The 17,834-nt window shown below is 54.1% G+C and carries 21 protein-coding genes; 13 read left to right on the forward strand and 8 right to left on the reverse strand.

Annotated elements, in window-relative coordinates; genetic code table 11:
• Positions 1-109: 109 nt before the first annotated feature.
• The 4 genes from H7U36_RS07335 to H7U36_RS07350 all read right to left on the reverse strand — a co-directional run bounded on the left by H7U36_RS07335 (position 110) and on the right by H7U36_RS07350 (position 2,927).
• Entirely contained in the window at positions 110-874 is a 765-nt protein-coding gene (locus H7U36_RS07335) for a hypothetical protein (RefSeq protein ID WP_191493901.1), read from the reverse strand.
• 211 nt (positions 875-1,085) lie between these two features.
• On the reverse strand, positions 1,086-2,123 hold the full coding sequence (locus H7U36_RS07340; protein ID WP_191428540.1) for an ABC transporter substrate-binding protein: 1,038 nt from the start codon (positions 2,121-2,123) through the stop codon (positions 1,086-1,088).
• 54 nt (positions 2,124-2,177) lie between these two features.
• On the reverse strand, positions 2,178-2,654 hold the full coding sequence (locus H7U36_RS07345) for a hypothetical protein (RefSeq protein ID WP_191428541.1): 477 nt from the start codon (positions 2,652-2,654) through the stop codon (positions 2,178-2,180).
• Between the two features lie 54 nt (positions 2,655-2,708).
• On the reverse strand, positions 2,709-2,927 hold the full coding sequence (locus tag H7U36_RS07350; RefSeq protein ID WP_191493902.1) for a hypothetical protein: 219 nt from the start codon (positions 2,925-2,927) through the stop codon (positions 2,709-2,711).
• A 131-nt stretch (positions 2,928-3,058) separates the two neighbouring features.
• On the opposite strand from H7U36_RS07350, the gene H7U36_RS07355 reads away from it, so the two are divergent.
• Both H7U36_RS07355 and H7U36_RS07360 read left to right on the forward strand, forming a co-directional pair.
• A complete protein-coding gene (locus H7U36_RS07355) occupies positions 3,059-3,784 on the forward strand; it encodes a phosphatase (RefSeq protein ID WP_191428543.1) in 726 nt (241 codons plus the stop codon).
• A gap of 120 nt (positions 3,785-3,904) precedes the next feature.
• Positions 3,905-4,201, forward strand: a complete 297-nt coding sequence (locus H7U36_RS07360) for a YerC/YecD family TrpR-related protein (protein WP_033126950.1) — start codon at positions 3,905-3,907, stop codon at positions 4,199-4,201.
• 57 nt (positions 4,202-4,258) lie between these two features.
• On the opposite strand, the gene H7U36_RS07365 is transcribed toward H7U36_RS07360, so the two are convergent.
• On the reverse strand, positions 4,259-4,861 hold the full coding sequence (locus tag H7U36_RS07365; RefSeq protein ID WP_033126951.1) for a DUF1836 domain-containing protein: 603 nt from the start codon (positions 4,859-4,861) through the stop codon (positions 4,259-4,261).
• Between the two features lie 180 nt (positions 4,862-5,041).
• On the opposite strand from H7U36_RS07365, the gene H7U36_RS07370 reads away from it, so the two are divergent.
• Both H7U36_RS07370 and H7U36_RS07375 read left to right on the forward strand, forming a co-directional pair.
• A complete protein-coding gene (locus H7U36_RS07370) occupies positions 5,042-5,962 on the forward strand; it encodes an NYN domain-containing protein (RefSeq protein WP_191493903.1) in 921 nt (306 codons plus the stop codon).
• The gene (locus H7U36_RS07375) at positions 5,959-6,879 is read left to right on the forward strand and encodes an AEC family transporter (protein WP_191493904.1); all 921 of its coding nucleotides are present in this window, start codon (positions 5,959-5,961) and stop codon (positions 6,877-6,879) included. Before H7U36_RS07370 ends, H7U36_RS07375 begins: the two co-directional genes overlap by 4 nt.
• A gap of 55 nt (positions 6,880-6,934) precedes the next feature.
• On the opposite strand, the gene H7U36_RS07380 is transcribed toward H7U36_RS07375, so the two are convergent.
• On the reverse strand, positions 6,935-7,570 hold the full coding sequence (locus H7U36_RS07380) for an HAD family hydrolase (protein ID WP_191493905.1): 636 nt from the start codon (positions 7,568-7,570) through the stop codon (positions 6,935-6,937).
• 266 nt (positions 7,571-7,836) lie between these two features.
• Between H7U36_RS07380 and H7U36_RS07385 the strand changes: the two genes are divergently transcribed.
• The 5 genes from H7U36_RS07385 to H7U36_RS07405 all read left to right on the forward strand — a co-directional run bounded on the left by H7U36_RS07385 (position 7,837) and on the right by H7U36_RS07405 (position 11,536).
• Positions 7,837-8,469, forward strand: coding sequence for a cell wall hydrolase (locus H7U36_RS07385; RefSeq protein ID WP_033126954.1), 633 nt, complete (start codon positions 7,837-7,839; stop codon positions 8,467-8,469).
• A gap of 189 nt (positions 8,470-8,658) precedes the next feature.
• Positions 8,659-9,954 carry a phosphopyruvate hydratase gene (gene eno / locus H7U36_RS07390; RefSeq protein ID WP_191428545.1) on the forward strand — a complete coding sequence of 432 codons (1,296 nt, stop codon included), beginning with the start codon at positions 8,659-8,661 and terminating at the stop codon, positions 9,952-9,954.
• A 207-nt stretch (positions 9,955-10,161) separates the two neighbouring features.
• A complete protein-coding gene (locus H7U36_RS07395) occupies positions 10,162-10,665 on the forward strand; it encodes a DUF2975 domain-containing protein (RefSeq protein ID WP_205155936.1) in 504 nt (167 codons plus the stop codon).
• 18 nt (positions 10,666-10,683) lie between these two features.
• Complete coding sequence (locus H7U36_RS07400; protein WP_205155937.1) at positions 10,684-11,304, forward strand: DUF2975 domain-containing protein; 621 nt, start codon at positions 10,684-10,686, stop codon at positions 11,302-11,304.
• Between the two features lie 10 nt (positions 11,305-11,314).
• Positions 11,315-11,536 (forward strand): helix-turn-helix domain-containing protein, encoded by a 222-nt coding sequence (locus H7U36_RS07405; RefSeq protein WP_033126958.1) that lies wholly within the window; start codon positions 11,315-11,317, stop codon positions 11,534-11,536.
• A gap of 51 nt (positions 11,537-11,587) precedes the next feature.
• Here H7U36_RS07405 and H7U36_RS15405 read toward each other — a convergent pair whose 3' ends face one another.
• Both H7U36_RS15405 and H7U36_RS07415 read right to left on the reverse strand, forming a co-directional pair.
• Positions 11,588-12,949 carry a phosphorylase family protein gene (locus tag H7U36_RS15405; protein WP_330637058.1) on the reverse strand — a complete coding sequence of 454 codons (1,362 nt, stop codon included), beginning with the start codon at positions 12,947-12,949 and terminating at the stop codon, positions 11,588-11,590.
• Between the two features lie 136 nt (positions 12,950-13,085).
• Positions 13,086-13,469 (reverse strand): hypothetical protein, encoded by a 384-nt coding sequence (locus H7U36_RS07415; protein WP_191428548.1) that lies wholly within the window; start codon positions 13,467-13,469, stop codon positions 13,086-13,088.
• Positions 13,470-13,730: 261 nt separating this feature from the next.
• Between H7U36_RS07415 and H7U36_RS07420 the strand changes: the two genes are divergently transcribed.
• The 4 genes from H7U36_RS07420 to H7U36_RS07435 are packed head-to-tail and all read left to right on the forward strand — an operon-like array spanning position 13,731 to position 17,821.
• Complete coding sequence (locus H7U36_RS07420; RefSeq protein ID WP_205155938.1) at positions 13,731-14,876, forward strand: glycosyltransferase family 4 protein; 1,146 nt, start codon at positions 13,731-13,733, stop codon at positions 14,874-14,876.
• Positions 14,873-15,718, forward strand: a complete 846-nt coding sequence (locus tag H7U36_RS07425; RefSeq protein WP_205155939.1) for a glycosyltransferase family 2 protein — start codon at positions 14,873-14,875, stop codon at positions 15,716-15,718. Before H7U36_RS07420 ends, H7U36_RS07425 begins: the two co-directional genes overlap by 4 nt.
• A 25-nt stretch (positions 15,719-15,743) precedes the next feature.
• Entirely contained in the window at positions 15,744-17,066 is a 1,323-nt protein-coding gene (locus H7U36_RS07430) for a hypothetical protein (RefSeq protein WP_205155940.1), read from the forward strand.
• A complete protein-coding gene (locus H7U36_RS07435) occupies positions 17,063-17,821 on the forward strand; it encodes an ABC transporter permease (protein WP_205155941.1) in 759 nt (252 codons plus the stop codon). Before H7U36_RS07430 ends, H7U36_RS07435 begins: the two co-directional genes overlap by 4 nt.
• Positions 17,822-17,834: the final 13 nt, after the last annotated feature.

A 17,834-nucleotide genomic window follows, 5' to 3' on the forward strand; every position in this document is an offset into this window, starting at 1 on the left:
AAATATGGGAGTTGGCATTTTGGCAAAAAGAGTGGTGCTGGAGCTAGGGCTCCAGCACCACCTTTGTCTACAGTCTGAGCTGACGCATATTATGCGTCAGCTCTACGGGCTATCGGGAGAAAAGCTTCCGGAGTATGCAGCTTATGACGCCCGCGATGCACAGGGGCACCAGTGTGCCGGAGAGAGAGCCGTAGATGTCCACAGCTCCCGAAAGTCCTCTAAGAGGCGCAGGGGATCCGGGGATAAGGCCTGCCAGTACATAGGCCAGGACGGAGCCGGCACCCACCAGAATGAAGGAGAACATGCCTCTGCCTGTGTCGCTCTGGAAGCTGCGTCTGCCATCTCTTGCCACCCGGGGGCCGGTCAGGGCCCAGAGGAAAGAGATGATTTCAAAGAGCAGGAGGAAGAGGGCAAAGGCGGCGTAGGCTGCCATCGTATAATTCTTCTCACCCACGGCCGCGGCCGGGTTGCCGTAGGTGAAGAGCCCCTCCAGAAAGTGGGAGCCCAGGATCAATGTGATCACTGCGATCAGCACAAGGGAGGCTGTCTTACAGACCATCTGTATCAGACGGGCCGCAGCCCGGGCCCCTGTCTGGGCTGTCTTTTTGACGGGGGAGAGGACGCTGTGCCTGCTCCTGGAGCGGGACCTGCTCCTTCCGTCCTCCTGGCCGTCCCTGCCGGAGCGCTCTCTTTTGTCTTTTCCGGAGCCGGAGCGCCTGCTCTTCCGGCTTGCGGAAGAGCCCCGGCTGCGATCGCCGTACTCCTCATCTTCGTCATCATTGTCATCATCGTTTATATTGATTTCGGGCAGATCCTCCTCGTAGACTACCTCGAAGTCGTCGCCAAAAAAGTCACTGTATGATTTGCCGTTCATATGTATACCTCCTTATAACAGGACTATTCTATAATGTATGAGGGCGGGATGCAAGCAAAGACACAGAAGCTTTATAAAGTCCTAAGATTTTCTTCAGAAACGTAGAAAAGGGCAGGGGCATCAAAAGGATGCCTCCTGCCCGGCCGCCCTGCGCCAAAGCGGCGCGAAAGGAACGGCGATATATATGATCAGCCTGCAAGCAGGATGGTCACTATCTGGCTGCCTCCTGGGCGAACCTTGTGGTTACAAGGTCCTCGTAGGGGGCTCGCTTTTCCAGCTCGCCTGCATCCTCCAGGATATCCTGGAGAAGGTCAAAGCTGTCCTCGGAGAAGACCAGATTGTCAGCCCAGGTGTCCTGGTCATAGTAGCGGGTCACAATGGTGGTGATGGTATCCAGGTCTGTCTCCTCAAACTGAGGCGCGATGATACCTGCGATCTCCTCCGGAGTGTGGCCCTGCACATAGTCCATGCCCTTCTGGAGGGCGTTGGTAAAGCCCTGGATCACATCCGGGTTCTCCTCTATATAGCTCTTCTTCGCGGAGAAGGCGGTGTAGGGGACATAGCCGCTGTCTGTGCCAAGGGAGGCTACCACATAGCCCTTTCCCTCCTGCTCCAGGCTGGTGGCTCCCGGTTCGAACTCGACCGTGAAATCTCCCTGACCGCCGGCAAAGGCCGCCGCGGTGGAGCCGAAATCAATGCTCTGGTCGATGGTCAGGTCGCTCTGCGGATCTATGCCGTTCTGGCGCAGGATATACTCAAACACCATCTCCGGCATGCCGCCCTTTCTTCCCCCGAGAACAAGGTGACCCTTCAGGTCCTCCCATGAGAAATCCTCCACAGGCTCCCGGGCCACCAGGAAGTTGCCGGCCCGCTGGGTCAGCTGGGCGAAGTTGACCACATAGTCGCCCGCTCCCTCGTTGTAGGTGTAGATGGAGGCCTCTGACCCCATGAAGCCGATATCTGCCTCACCGGAGAGGACGGCGGTCATGGTCTTGTCGGCTCCAAAGCCGTTGACCAGCTCTACCTGTATGCCTTCCTCCTCAAAGTATCCCTCCTCGATGGCCACGTACATGGGCGCATAGAAGATGGAGTGTGCCACCTCGTTCAGCACTACCTTTGTGGACTTTTTTTCGCTGCCGCCGGCCTGGCCGGAGGCAGCGGTGCCATCGTCTTTACCGGATGAACAGCCGGCCAGGGCTGCAAGAGCCAGGACGGCGGCAAGCAGTACAGTAAACAGACGCTTTTTCATAAAATCCTCCTTAAAAATTCTGGTGGTTTAGTATATGCGGAAGGAGGAAAAGTGCTAACACACGACAATGATCCGCCTGGGTGTGGTCTGGGGCGGTATGCTCATAGTGGCGGCGGAGTAGTAGACGATGAGGAGCTGTCCGTCCAGGCTGCAGTTAAACCTCTGCCCGTTGGATGTCATGATCTGGGTGGAGGGTCCCACATTCAGCTTCAGCGACTGGTCCACAGCCAACAGGTCTCCGTCAAACCAGCCGGCGTAGATCGTCTCGTTGGCATTCTTCCGGCCGATGATGACGGCCTGGTACTCCGGCGGATACACGAGAGGGATCGCCAGATCGCTGTCGTAGAAGGCGGTTACCAGCATGCCGGCCCGCAGATGAACCTCCTGGATGACGTAGGTGGAGGGGCTGACGATAAAGTTGGATACCCCGCTGTTGTTCACGATTGAGACCTGCAGGGAGCAGCAGTCTCCGGAGAGAGGCGTGATGCGCTGGATCACACCGCTCACCGGGACAAGTGTCTGATTTGCCATAATAATACAGTCCTTTTTTCCTTACTATATGCGGAAAAAGGAGGATGTGTTTCCCTATTTTTTCTTTGGGGGAAATTTAGGTGGGAGATACTGGTAGGCGTACAGGTCCTGGTAGGACTCCCGCTCCGCCTCCGAGACGGGCTCGGAAGGGATCAGTCCGGTGCAGTCGCCGGCCGAGGCGGCGCCCGATATATAGTCGCAGGAGTCGATGATTGACTGGTTGTCCAGGTCCTCCCTCTTCTGTGATACGGCCTTCTTTTCTTTTCTGCTCATGTGACTGGGACCTCCTTTATTTGCTAAATAAAAATGGATACGTTATAATGATTACCGGACAGAAGAAATTTATACCTGATCCGAACGGAGAAAAACAGACATAAGCGAGAGCAGATGATAAGGAGGAAGAGATGGAAATTAAGATTGATACCCACACCCACACCATTGCCAGCGGCCATGCTTACAACACGATCCGGGAGATGGCTTCCATGGCTGAAAGTAAAGGGCTGGAGGGACTTGCTATCACGGAGCACGCGCCCAAGATGCCCGGAACCTGCGGCCTGTACTATTTCCAGAACCTGAAGGTGGTTCCCAGGAAGCTGGGAAATCTCAGGCTGCTCTTCGGTGTGGAACTGAACATACTGGATGAGAATGGCACGGTGGATCTGCCGGAGGAGACGATCCGGTCTCTTGACATAGCGGTGGCCAGTATCCATCCGCCCTGCTATGGAAAGACAAGCGGCAGGGAGGAGAATACAAGAGCCTACGTCAATGCCATGAGGAAGGACTATATCGACATTATCGGCCACCCCGACGATGGACGGTACGGACCGGACTATGACATCCTTGCCAGGACAGCCAGGGAGACAGGGACGCTCCTGGAGATCAACAATTCCTCCCTCCGGCCGGGCGGCTTCCGGGAAAACACCTATGGAAACGCTCTGGAAATGCTGCGCTGCTGCAAGAAATACGGCACAATGGTGACACTTGGCAGCGATGCCCACGTGGATGTGGACATCGTGAACACAGAGTACTCGGAAAGGCTTCTCGCTGAGGCAGACTTCCCGGAGGAGCTGGTGGCCAATACATCCTTTGACAGGCTGATGTCCGTGCTGAAGCGCAGGGCCCGCAAATAGCGGATAAAATATAGGGCAAAATACCCGAAGGGAAAATATTCCGGCCTCCCTATGGACTTTATGAATTTAGTGTGCTAAAATATACGCATAATGAATTTCGTTTCGGAGGAGAGAATAAATATGAGCAAAAAAATCAGAACCGAGGCGGTGGACTATCTGTTTAGCGCTATACTGAGTCTGAAAGATAAAGAAGAGTGTTATATATTTTTTGAAGATATCTGTACCATCAACGAGCTGCTCTCCCTGTCCCAGAGATTTGAGGTTGCCAAGATGCTGCGGGACCACAAGACTTACCTGGAGATCGCGGACAAGACCGGGGCCTCCACTGCCACTATCAGCAGGGTGAACCGCTCTCTCAACTACGGGAACGATGGGTACGACATGGTGTTTGAGAGGATCAACAAAAAAGAAGAATAGATAAAAAAGAAGATTGCCCGAGGCAATCTTCTTTTGCGTAGGTGCACTGATAATATGCTATTTCTTCTCCTCAGAGCCGGGGAGCTGATCGATCAGCTTTTCCATGAGGAGTTTTTTTACATAGACATCAAAGGCAAGGCTGCAGATGAAAGAGAAGAGCTGCAGCGACTCCTGATCCTCCTCTGGCGCGTCCTGGAAGGTCTCGGCAGATGTATTGTACATTTTCGCGATATCCTTTGCCAGCTGGTCGATCCTGGATTTCTCCAGACTGCATACCTCCTCGTAAACGGATGTGATGTCAAAGTCCTCCCCATTGTGAAAATATTTCTCCGTGAGAGGCACAAGGAGCGTCTCGATATCTTTGATGGAGAGGATATTTTTAAAATAGTAGATAAAGATCAGGACCAGCACATGCTCCTTTGAGTATTTCTTCTTCACCGGAGGGGGAAGAAGATTGTTCTTTGCGTAGTTGTTGATCATGGTCTTTGTCAGGATCTTGTCCTCGCCGTGCCGGCGGGTGGAGCCAAGCTGGCTCTCCATAAAGGTTGTGACCTGATCCATGTACAGGTCAATATTCGGAATATCCTGGGGCTTCACGTAGTCGATGCGGGAGAGGCTCTGCAGGATACTGTTCAGCATATCTTTTGTATCAATTGTCATAGTTTCACCACCTCAATATACCCATTATATAGTATTCAAAACCAGATGACAAGAGCGGCTTGAAGTGTTTTTGCCGAAAACGTTTTTCATTATATTTTACTATGTATGACCGGAAAATTCTGCTATAATAAATAAGAATGTGTTATTCAGAACGGAAAGATTTAATGGGAGGTAACAGGCGTGGAGGACAGATTTGCGCTGCTCATCGATGCGGACAATGTATCATCCAGGTACATTGAGCCCATCCTGGATGAGCTTTCAAAATATGGGAAAGTGACATACAAAAGGATTTACGGGGACTGGACCAGCACCAACAATTCAGGGTGGAAGGATGAGCTTCTCAACAACTCTATCACACCCATCCAGCAGTTCAGCTATACCCACGGGAAAAACGCCACGGACTCAGCCATGATCATTGATGCCATGGACATGCTGTATACGAGTGAGCTGGAGGGCTTCTGCCTTGTGTCCAGCGACAGCGACTTTACTAAGCTGGCCAGCCGTCTGAGGGAGAGCGGTAAGACTGTGATCGGGATGGGCGAAAACAAGACGCCGGCTCCCTTCCGCAAGGCCTGCGACATTTTCACTGTGCTGGAGCTCCTCATGGAGGAGAATATGGGAGACAGCGACGTGGTGGACAGAAGCCAGATCGAGGAGGCGGTCATCCGGATCATCACAGAGAACCAGAACGATGACAGAAAGACAGGCCTGGGCGAGGTGGGAAGCCGTCTCGTGAAGCTGTACCCGGATTTTGACGTCCGCCGCTATGGATACAGCCTTCTGTCCCGGTTCCTGGAATCCTGCCCTAAGCTGAAGCTGATACAGTCCGGCTCCCAGATCACAGTGACGCTCTTTGAGGACAAGAGCAGGAGAGAGCAGATTGAGGAGTTTATCTTAAAGCAGATCAAGGACAGCGGGAAACACGGCATTTTCCTGAGCGTCCTGGGGAACCGGATACGGAATAAATTCGGGGACTTTAAGGTGCGGGATTACGGGTATTCCCAGTTCAAACAGTACATCCAGAGCTTCCACGGCGTCCATGTGCTGGATGACGGAGAGCATAACAGAGTGATATACAGCAAAAAGGATGAGCATAAATGAAGATAGACGGGCTTTTTGACCTCCAGGTCATGATGTTTCTTCTCATGGCTGTGGGGGTCGTCCTGAGAAAAATGAATATTATCACAAAAGAGGGCAAGGGCATGATGACGGACCTTGTCATCGATCTGATCCTCCCCTGCAATATCATATCCGCCTTCTACATGCCCATGGACAAGTCGGTGTTTGTGGCGGAGCTGGAAATCCTTGTCATCTCCATACTGATACAGATTTTCTGTACCTTTGTGAGCGCTGTGTTTTACCGGAGGGTGCCAAGAGAGAAAAAGATGGTCCTCCAGTACGCCACGGTCTGCTCCAATGCAGGCTTTCTCGGAAATCCGGTGGCGGAGGGACTCTACGGCTCCATCGGCCTTCTGTACGCCTCCGTCTATCTGATCCCCCAGCGGATCGTCATGTGGTCAGCGGGGATATCTTATTTTACAGAGAGCCCCAGCAGGAAAGAGGTTGTAAAAAAGGTGCTGACACACCCCTGTATCGTAGCGGTGGAAATTGGCATCGTGCTGATGGTGACCCAGGTAAAGCTGCCTGGGTTCTTAAGCTCTGCTATTGACAATGTGGGGGGCTGCACCACGGCCATTACCATGATCCTTATCGGCACCATCCTGACAGATGCGGACATGCGCCATATTTTGACAAAGACCACGGCCCTTTATTCCTTTATCCGTTTGATCTTTATCCCGGCGGCGGTGTTTGCGGGGTGCTGGCTGGCGGGTATTGACTCCATTGTGGCCGGCGTCTCTGTGACTCTTGCGGCCATGCCCGCCGGCACGACCACAGCCATCCTGGCTATGAAGTACCACGGAGACGAGGAGTTTGCCACCCAGTGCGTGGTACTTACCACCCTCCTGTCCGTGGTCGCCATTCCTGCGTGGAGCCTGATCATACACAGCGCCCTGTAAGCAGCTTCAGAGCTGATGCTTAGCAGGGCGCTGTGATTAGCTGTGAACGGGGGCCTTATCCGGTCACCTTCGTCAGTTCCCGGATGGAGGAGATGGAGGCAAAGCAGTCTCCTTCGTCCACCTGGCCAAATCCGTAAGAGGCATAGATGAACGGTATCCCAGCCCATTTGGCGGCTTTCTGGTCCCCGGCGGTATCCCCTACATAGCAGGTGCTGCCGGGGATGTTTCTGTCCATGACGAGCCTGATGTTCTCCCCCTTTGTCTTTTTTGTGTTGCCAAAGCATTCAATGTCTGTGACATATTTCCCCAAGCCGGTCTTTCTTAAGAAAAGCTCGATATAGCCGCTCTGGCAGTTGCTGACGATAAAGAGCCTGTGGGTCCCTGCGAGGGCGGCGACGGTCTCCCGGACGTCCGGGTAGAGGGGTGGGATATCCAGCCTCTCCAGAAATTCGTCCTCCCAGCGGCAGCAGGCCTCCATGAGCACATCTCTTTCTGACACAGGCAGGTGGGGGAATAGATCCTCGGCGATCACGTCCATTGTCTTTCCGAACTCATTTTTCAGCTGCTCCCCCGTGATGCCAGCAGAGGGATAGCCCAGTGTCTCCACCGCGTAATTCCATGAGTCAGCCACAGTTTTGGTGGTATCCCACAAAGTTCCGTCCACATCGAAAATAATATTCTCAAATTTCATAATGATTTCCTTTCTGAAAAGCAAAAATTCCTATTCCAGTCTATCATAACTCCTATATTTTTGGGAAAAATATTGTGCAGTTTTACGGTGAAAACCGGTAAATTCTCCGGATGGGAAATAAAAAAGTTGACAGCCCAGGTGGTTTATAGTAGAATAGCCGGCGTAACATTTTTGTAATATTCGTAATACATGTGCAATAAAGTGCATATAAATACATATAAATATAAAACAAATGTAAGAATATTGCAGGAAATCAGGAGGAGTATATGAAGTTAATAAGGACGAGAAACCTATTCTGTGCCGCGGCTGTCATGACGGCCTGCACCTTCTGCACAGCCGGATTTACCAGCTATGCTATGTCGCCTGACCAGGGGAGAGACGGCGGCGTTCTCACAGCAGAGGACAGTGTGCTGACGGATGAGATGGCCCAGACTCTGTCACAGTCGGCAGTGCAGATCGCCGCGGAGAACAGGACACAGAGAGAAGAGGAGCTGAAGGCCCAGGCGGAAGCTGCCAGACAGGCGGAGGAGGCCAGGAAGGCGGCAGAGGAAGCCGAGAGGCAGGCCAGAGAGGCGGATCAGAGACTGCTGGCAGCCCTGATCTTCTGCGAGGCCGGCAACCAGCCCTACGAGGGCCAGGTGGCCGTGGGGGCCGTAGTCATGAACCGGGTGAACAGCGGCGCCTATCCGGGCTCTATCCGCGAGGTGATCTACCAGTCCGGACAGTTTGGGCCTGCCATGACCGGATGGCTGGATCAGGTCCTGGCAAATGGCAGCTATACCCAGACTGCCCTGCAGGCCGCGGCGGACGCCCTGGCAGGCAGTGATCCGGTGGAGGGGTGTCTCTCCTTTGGAAATGGAAATTACGGTATCCGTATTGGCGACCACTATTTTCACTGAATAATGAGACATATAAAATAATTGAGAAAAGTTCTCAAATAAGAGATTGATTATCCATCATTCTTCTGGTACGATACATATGGTTAGCTATTACTAACTGTGTGTGAATAAATCATGGACAACTCCTTTTGCCCTTTTCCTTGGCAGGCAGGGCAAAAGGGAGGCCCATGGGAAAGGACAGAAGGAACGATGGATTTTTTAGAAATTGAAAAAGTAACAGGCCGGGAGATCATTGACTCGAGAGGCAATCCCACTGTGGAGGCCCAGGTGTATCTGGCGGACGGCACTACCGCGAGGGGATCCGCTCCCAGCGGCGCGTCCACGGGAGAGTTTGAGGCGCTGGAGCTGCGGGACGGGGACAAGACAAGGTTTGGCGGAAAGGGCGTCTCCAGAGCAGTGGAAAATATCAACACAGTGATCAACAACGCGCTGAAGGGAATGGACGCCTCCGACATTTACGCTGTGGACAGGGCCATGATCGAGGCGGACGGCACAAAGGACAAGTCAAAGCTGGGAGCCAACGCTATCCTGGCAGTCTCCATTGCCTGCGCCAGGGCGGCGGCCTGCGCTCTGGAGCTTCCCCTTTATAAGTTCCTGGGCGGGGCAGGAGGCAACCGTCTCCCTGTGCCTATGATGAATATTTTGAACGGCGGCGCTCACGCGGCCAACACAGTGGACGTGCAGGAGTTTATGATCATGCCTGCCGGAGCCCCCAGCTTCCGGGAGGGGCTGCGCTGGTGCACCGAGGTGTTCCACGCCCTGGCAGCGCTCCTGAAGGAGAACGGCCTGGCTACCTCTGTGGGGGATGAGGGTGGATTTGCCCCTGACCTGGCAAGCGACGAGGAGGCCATTGAGTATATCCTCCGGGCAGTGGGCAAGGCCGGGTACGAGCCGGGAAAGGACTTTGTCCTGGCCATGGACGCGGCGTCCAGCGAGTGGAAGAGCGGCACAAAGGGCGAGTATGTTCTCCCCAAATGCGGAAAGAAATTTACATCCGCCGAGCTGGTAGCCCACTGGAAGAGCCTGTGTGACAAATACCCCATCTACTCCATCGAGGACGGCCTTGACGAGGAAGACTGGGAAGGCTGGCAGATGATGACAGAGGAATTGGGCGGACGGGTGCAGCTTGTGGGCGACGACCTTTTTGTGACAAACACAGAGCGCTTGAAAAAAGGAATTGACCTTGGATGCGGCAATTCCATCCTCATCAAGCTGAACCAGATCGGCTCTGTGTCCGAGACGCTGGAGGCCATCAAGATGGCCCACAAGGCTGGCTACACGGCCATCTCATCCCACCGCTCCGGCGAGACGGAGGACACCACTATCGCAGACTTGGCAGTGGCCATGAACACATGCCAGATCAAGACAGGGGCTCCCAGCAGGAGCGAGCGGGTGGCCAAGTACAACCAGCTCCTGCGGATCGAGGAGGAGCTGGGAGACGCGGCCGTCTACCCGGGCTTTGGGGCTTTCAACATCAAAAGATAAATAAGTGAAGATATTTTCTCCTTTCAGGCAGGTCAGCCCGCGGGATTTTCCCCGGGCGGCCTGCTTTTTAATGATTATCATTAAAAATATATTGCAAAACATAAAATGTACTGGTATGCTGAAAGCAGATAGGAAGGCAGGTAATAAAAAGAGCGAGGCGGATAAAACCGCGGAGAAGGACAGAAGACAGGAGAGGAGGAAATGTGTATGGATGAAAAGATCAGGGTGGACTGCAGCGGTGAGAAGGAAGTTGGCGGAAGGAGAAGATTTCGGGTGCTTCTTGTATTGACGCTGGTTTATGTGGCAGCATTGTCGCTTTCCGCGTTTATGGATCTGCCCAAATTATTTATCAGAAATGAGTGGAGTGAGCTGGGAGTGAATGTCTTTTTGTGGAGGCTGGCTATATCCCTGTTTTCATGGGTCTGGTCAGTTGTACTGGTCTGTATCCTTATGCGTATGCATAGGGGCAGAAGACTGCTCGGGAGAGAGATGCCCTGGGGAATGTATATAACTGGAACGGGACTTATGCTGGCCTCCTTTCTTTTTCCTTTTGTGGATGGGTATACAATCGAGATGGGACTTTTTATCCAGTTTAGAGATTTTTTTACAATTGACGGCGTCCCCTTTGTGATCGGACTTCTCTGCCTGATACTGGGATATATCCTGCGGATAGGGCTGGCCTGTCAAAACGAGGTGGAGGAGACGATATAGATACAGGAGGAACTGGATATGAACTTTACAGGAGAAAGAGAAACACCGGGGAATGTAGTGAAGAGAAGATGCAGTGAGATCGGGATGGTCTTTCGCATCCTGTTCTGGATCTCCCTTCTTTTCCTGGCGGCAAAAGTCATATGGGCCATTTACATAGGGACCATGCCCGGGTCTTCGTTCCGTCTGACTTTGATGGACGCGGAAGGCCTGACCTACGGGGTGGCGTTCTATGGGGCGGGGCAGAGGATTGAATTCCAGGAGGGAGTCCTAAGCTATGCCGCCCAGAGCTCCCCCAAGCTCTGCTTTATGGCGGGTATGGCGGTGTATGTGCTGCTTGGCGCTGTCACCACCTGGATCCTCTGGCTGGTGAGGCGTATTTTCCGGAACGTGGAGAAAAAAGAGACGCCCTTTGAGAAGGAAAACAGCAGGGCAGTGCGGGGGATCGGTCTGCTTGTGGTTGTTTATTCTCTTATTTACACCCTTGTCCTGCCGCTGCTGTGCTTGGCTCTGGGGCTGGGGAGGGCACAGGTCTCTCTGGTGGACGGGAAAATGGTGCTGGTGGGCTGCCTGATCATCAGCCTGTCCTATATTTTTGAGTACGGCTCTGCGCTTCAGAAGGAAGCGGATGAGACATTGTGAGGTGAGAGATATGTCCATTATACTTCGGCTTGACAGGGTGATGGCGGATCGGAAAATGTCTCTGAATGAGCTGTCCGAGCGTGTGGGGATCTCCAATGTGAACCTGTCCAACTTAAAGACAGGGAAGGTGAAGGCCATCCGGTTCTCTACGTTGGATGCCATCTGTGATGTGCTGGACTGCCAGCCTGGCGATATACTGGAGTACCAGAGGGAGGAGCCAGGCGGCCAGTAAAAGAGAGTATGGCGGGATTAAAAAGCTGCCAGGGTTAAAGGGACGGCAGGGTCACGACCTCTCAGAGGCGAGGCGGCCGGCGCAGGCAAGAGCGATGCGGAAGAATTTCCCGCAGCTCTTGACGCCGTATTCCGGCAAGTCCTTCATTTGCCAGCTATCCCCCTCAAAGCTGTCCAGGCCATAGAAGAAGGGGTAGAGCTCTGCCCCGCGGAAGATGGCTACAGCCAGGGCTGCCGCATACTCCATTTCCACCGCCAGACATCCCTGTGCCCGCCTCTGCGCGACCTGGGAGTCAAGCTCCCGGTAAATGGCGTCTGTGGTCCAGATTTTTCCGGTAACGCCGGGTATTTCCAGCTCTGCCAGGATTTCTTCCATAAAAGAAAGTATGTGCTCCGGCGTGGTCAGCTCCGGGGAGGGCGGACAGTAGTGGAAACTGGTACCCTCGTCCCGCAGAGCAGAGGAGGGGAGGATGATCCGGCCTTTTGTTTTTGCTTCATCCAGAATTCCGCAGCTCCCAAAAAAGATGATTTTCTTTGCGCCCATGGCGATAACCTCCTCAAGCCCCACGGCGCAGGCGGGGGCGCCCACGCGGGAGAGGAAAAGGGCCGCTTTTTTTCCGCCGGCAGATATCTCATACACGGGCAGATCCCCGTTGGCAGTTTTCAGGGATGCGATCATCCGGGCTGGATTATTGCTGACAAACTGTGCGATCATGTCCTGTGAGAAGGTGGTGATGCACACTTCAGGAAAGCCGGGAATCCTGGAGATGACGTCGGTGGGACTGATGAGAGCTGTCCCGTCCTTTCCTTTTTGGTCTCCATCCTGATCTCTGACCAGAATTTTTCGGATTTCCCCTGTGATGCGGGAGGGGAGAGACCGGCTGGCTGGCCCGATCTGACTGTACATCCGGACGCCCTGATAGGAAAAGAGGATCAGATCACACACAGCAGGGATGTGGACCTGCCGGAATTCACCCCGATCCACGCCGTACTGTATCAGCTCCGTCCACATGGCCACAGAGCGCTGATACTGGAGGGAGATGGGATTTTGATTTTTCCCGGAGGCGGCCGTTTCCCTGCTGCTGAAATATTCATAGATGGCCAGAGAGAGGCACGAGGAGCTGTCTGCCATCTCCGCTTCATAGCGGTCCAGAACATCGTCCAGTATGGCAGCGGCGCTTTTTCCCGCTTGGATCTTCGCGCGGAATTCATTTTCCTGCTGCTTCATAAGATCCTCTATGATTTCCTGGAAGATCTGTCTGGTGCTGCTGTAGTGGCAGTAGAGACCGCCCCGGCTCAGTCCGGTTATCCCGCAGATATCCTTCATGGTCACTCCCTTAAATCCCTTCTGTGAGAAGAGGACAAGGGACTTTTTTTTGATCATTTCCCGGGTCTGGGCGCCGCGCATGTTCATATAGGTTCCTCCCTGATCATTGTAAGTCAAATTATGGGTGATTTCTGTACACAAATTTTCCGACACGTATGTCTGTAAAATAATTATACGACACACATGTCGGAAAAACAAGTGGAAAGAACAATAATGGGAATAGTTACGAGATCTTGGCCTTCAGATATTCGACATCCGTTTTTAACGTAGAAACGACATCCACCAGCAGAGCGATCGTGCTTTGCTCTGATCGTACAACGACTTTATTTTCCAGATTTCTGATGCGGGTGCTGAGCTCTGCGTAGTGCTCTTCAGACCGTTCCTGGATGCGGTCTACCTCTGTGAGTATCATGTTTTCCGTCTCTCTAAGATCATCTTTGGTGGCCATCTTTGTTTCCAGAGCTTCCAGATTGCCCTCCAGAGCCCTGAGCTCGTCCTTGGTAGCCATCTTTGTTTCCAAAGCTTCCAGATTGCCCTCCAGAGCCCTGAATTCGTCCTTAGTCAGCATATGCTCCGCTATGTACCGAAGCAGCTCATCGTTTGACATATGTGTTCACCTCCTGCCTGTCAAAAAGCGCTTTGTCAGCGAGAAACTCAGAAGTTTACGTAAAAATCTGTAAACTAAGTATAGCACGGATGGCGGGAAAATGCCAGTGGTATCCCCTTAAAAATCACATCATTTTTTTGCTGCTTTTTGATTTCCAGCTTTCATATGTTTTTCCAGAAAAACCATAAGGAATATCCATGGGCAGGATGTTAGACTGATAGCGCAGCAGGAAAGAGACACAGGGGTAAGGAGAGATGGGCTGTGAGACAGAAGAATGTACTGATTGTGACGACGGTGAGCGGCTTTTTGTGGCAGTTTGAAAGGAATACAGTGGACATTCTGCGAAAGGCAGGAGCCAGGATCCACTATGCGTCCGGCTTCGGGAGTAAGGACTATGATTTTGATGAGGAGTATTTCACGGAAAATGAGATCCAGGTGCACCCTGTTTCTATCCGGAAGTCCCCTTTTCATATAAAGGAAAATTGCCGGGCGCTGGTGGAGCTGATCCGCATCATACGCAGGGAGGAGATCCATGTGGTGCACTGCCACAATCCTGTGGGAGGTGTGCTTGGACGGCTGGCTGCCTGGCTTTCCGCAAGAGAGGTGAAGGTGATCTACACGGCCCACGGCTTTCATTTCTACAAAGGTGGGCCTCTGAAAAGCTGGTTTCTCTTTTACCCTGTGGAGAGAGCGCTGGCCAGGATGACAGATGTGCTGGTGACTATCAACAGGGAGGACAGAAGCTGTGCCGGCCGGTTTATCTTAAAGAAGGGCGGCCAGGTGGCGTTCATGCCGGGAACGGGGACAGATACAGACAGGTTCTGCCCGGACAGGAGCAGACGGCAGGAGGCGAGACAGGTCATGGGTGTGAAGGAGGGGGAGTACTGCCTTGTGACAGCGGCCCGCCTGGATCGGGAAAAGAACTGTCAGACTGTCCTGCGAGCCATGGAGGAGCTGGGAGATATCCCCTGCCGGTATGTGATCTGCGGGGAGGGACCCTGGCGGCCCTTCCTGGAAAGAGAGGTCAGGCGGCGGGGGCTGGAAGACAGGGTGAGGCTCATGGGCTTTCGGGCAGATATGGATTTCCTTCTGCAGGGCGCCGACTTGTTTCTTTTCCCCTCTCTCAGGGAGGGGCTGGGAATGGCGGCTCTGGAGGCTATGGCCTGCGGCCTTCCGGTAGTGGCAGCAGACAGCCGGGGGACGAGAGAGTATATCCGCCAGGGGGAGAACGGCTTCCTGTGCAGCGGACGGCAGCCCCGGGAGTTTGCGGAGGCGGTCAGAGAGCTGTGGCAGAGGGAGGATCTGCGAAGCGACATGGGCAGGGAAGCAAGAAGGATGAGCCTTCGGTTCTCCCGGCAGAGGGCAGGAGAAAAAATGGAAGAAATTTACAGGAGTGTCGGAGTATGAAAAAAAGACCCGCAGTCAGCGTCATCATGAGCGTGTATAATCCAAACCCCTTCAGCCAGCTTGAGGAGGCGGTGGACTCTGTGCTGGAGCAGACCTTTTCCGATTTTGAGCTCCTCCTGTACAATGACGGCTCCTGCGAGGCTGTGTCGGAGAGGATCCGGCAGCTGGCCAAGAGGGATCCGAGGATCCTTTATCTGGAAGGGGATGAGAACAGAGGTATTGCCAGCGGGCTGAACTGTTGCATCGGGAAGGCCCGGGGGAAATATATCGCCCGGATGGACGGAGATGACCTTCTTCTTCCCCAGCGGTTTGAGCGGCAGGTCCGGTTTCTTGAGGAACACCAGGAGTACGGCTTTGTGGGCACCGGAGCCTGGCTCTTTGACGAGGACGGCATCTGGGGAGAGAGACTGATGAGGGAGAAGCCCAAGAGGGAGGATTTCCTTTGCTTTTCCCCCTACATCCACCCCTCTGTCATGTTTCGCAGGAGCATTTTTGAAAAGTGCGGATTCTATGATGAGTCAGAGAGAGTCAGGAGATGTGAGGACTATGAGCTTTTTGTGAGGCTGCATATTTTGGGCTGCCGTGGGTATAATCTCCAGGAGAGGCTGATCTGCTACCGGGAGGGAGCGGACAGCTGGAAGAAGAGAAAATTCTGTTACCGCCTGGACGAAATGCGTTTTCGCAGCCAGGGCTTTCAGGCTTTGGGGCTCACAGGGGGCAAGGCCTGGATCTGCCGTTTCCGTCCCCTGGCCGCAGGGATGATTCCCCGGTCAGCGGGAAGATGGCTGAAGAGGCGGCAGGCCGCGCTTTCATACGGCGGCCTGCAGACCGACCCGGACTAGCTGGCCGGGGGAGATAAGGGGACAGGTGACAGAGGAAGGAGCGGATATGGACGGAAGTCTTGTCACAGAGGAGGAGCGCCTCGAGACTGTGCGGGATCGTGCCCGGGAGGTGCTGGCGCCTGCCATGGTTGAATTTGTAAAGTGGATCTTAAGATCCGCCGGAGAGAGAAATATCCGGCGGATCTATTTTCTTGCCAGGGACGGCTGGCCTATGTACCGGGCTGCCAGGATTTTGGGAAGGGATGTGGAGCCTGCTGTTGATTGCCGGTATTTCTGCTGCTCCAGGTATGCGCTTCGGATCCCCTGCTTTCACCTCATGGACAAAAGAGAGATAGCGGATCAGGTCTGCGTGGGAGGAGTGGATGTCACACTGCGGAAAATCCTGAAAAGAGGGGGGCTGGATGAGAAGGAGGCAGAGAGGACGGCGGAGGTGATGGGCATGCGTGAGGAGCTGGACCGGGTCCTCCCCTACCGGGAGATTCTCCGGCTGCGGGAGAGCCTCCTGGAGGGGGAGCTGTTCTGGCGGTATGTGTACAGCCACGCGGCAAAAGCCTATGACACCGCAGCCTCCTGGATCGCCCAGGAGGGATTTCTGGAGCCGGTCCGGTGCGCTGTGGCGGACAGCGGGTGGACAGGGAGTATGCAGCTGACGCTGAAGCGGCTTTTGGAGTCCATGAACTACAGAGGGAAGCTGGAGGGCTTTTACTACGGGCTGTACCACATTCCGGAACAGGCAGATCCCCGGGATTACCATGCATATTATTTCGGCCCGGATGGAAAGATAAGAAGAAAGGTGTATTTCTCCAACAGTCTCTTTGAGTGCGTGTTCAGCCAGCCCGAGGGCATGTGCGTCGGATACGGGAGGACAAAGGAGGGGATGGCTCCCGTGCGGGAGAAAGGCCGGCCTGAAAACCGGGCCCTCCTCACCTGTGTGACTGAGGCGGTGGAGGAGCAGGCGGGAGAGGAGAGAAAGGAGCTGGCAGAGCGGACGCTGGACTGGCATATCCAGGATCCGGGGACAGCCCAGAGAAACCTGGCCCGGCTCATGGGAAGCCCTACCCGGGAGGAGGCGGAGGCCTTCGGGGGCATGGCCTTCTCCGACGACGTGCTGGATGCGGATCAGACCCTGGCGGCGCCCTTAAGCGAAGAGCAGATCCGGGAAAACAGGTTTCTGGCACGGGGCCTTTCCAGGGTCGGACTTCGCAGGGATCCGGTCCATGAGAGCGCCTGGATGGAGGGCTCCATTCTCCTCTGCGGGAGACATGTGAGGCGCCATCTCTGGCATAACCGCCTGTACAAATACGCTCTGTATTACAGAAAACAGATGGGAGAGAGAAGGAAGCGATGAAGGGACAGCCATACTTTGCGCTGAGGCAGCTGGTGACAAGGGAAATGAAAAGAAAATACAGCCGTTCCAGGCTGGGCATCCTGTGGAGTGTGCTGAGTCCGCTCCTCTCCATGGCTGTTCTGTCCCTGGTCTTTTCCACCATGTTCCGAAAGTCTATCGAGAACTATCCGGTATACTATCTGACCGGGTTTGTGATCTGGAGCTTTTTCACTGCGGCCACCAACACGGCTATGACAGCCCTGGCGGACAACCAGGCCCTGATCCTCCAGATCCGGCTGCCCAGGTCTGTCTTCCCCCTCTCCAGGGTGGTGACAGCCTTTGTGAATTTTCTCTACTCCCTGGCAGCCTATGGCGTCATGCTCCTTTTGTTCCGCATTCCGGTGAGGGGGAGCGCGCTTGTCTTTCCGGTGCTGGTCTTTTTTCTCTTCCTTTTCTCCCTGGGCATGGGGTATATCCTGTCCGTCCTCTATGTGTTTTTCGGGGATATCCGCCACCTGTACGGAGTGGCCCTGACGCTGTGGATGTATCTGTCCGCCCTGTTTTACCCTCTGGAGCTTCTGCCTGGGACTATGCAGGCGGTGATCTGGCAGAACCCGGTGTACAACTTCATCGCCGGGGCCAGGGACTGCATCCTCTACGGCAGGATCCCCCCGGCTGGCGTCCTCCTTCGGACGGCAGTGTGGGGAGCCGGCATGTACGGGATCGGGAGGCTTGTGTTCCGCAGGAGTCAGAGCAAGGTGATACAGAAACTGTAAGGCAGGTGAGAGG

Origin of the sequence: Faecalicatena fissicatena (assembly GCF_016900595.1) — a bacterium.
GTDB classification, from domain to species: domain Bacteria; phylum Bacillota; class Clostridia; order Lachnospirales; family Lachnospiraceae; genus Claveliimonas; species Claveliimonas intestinigallinarum.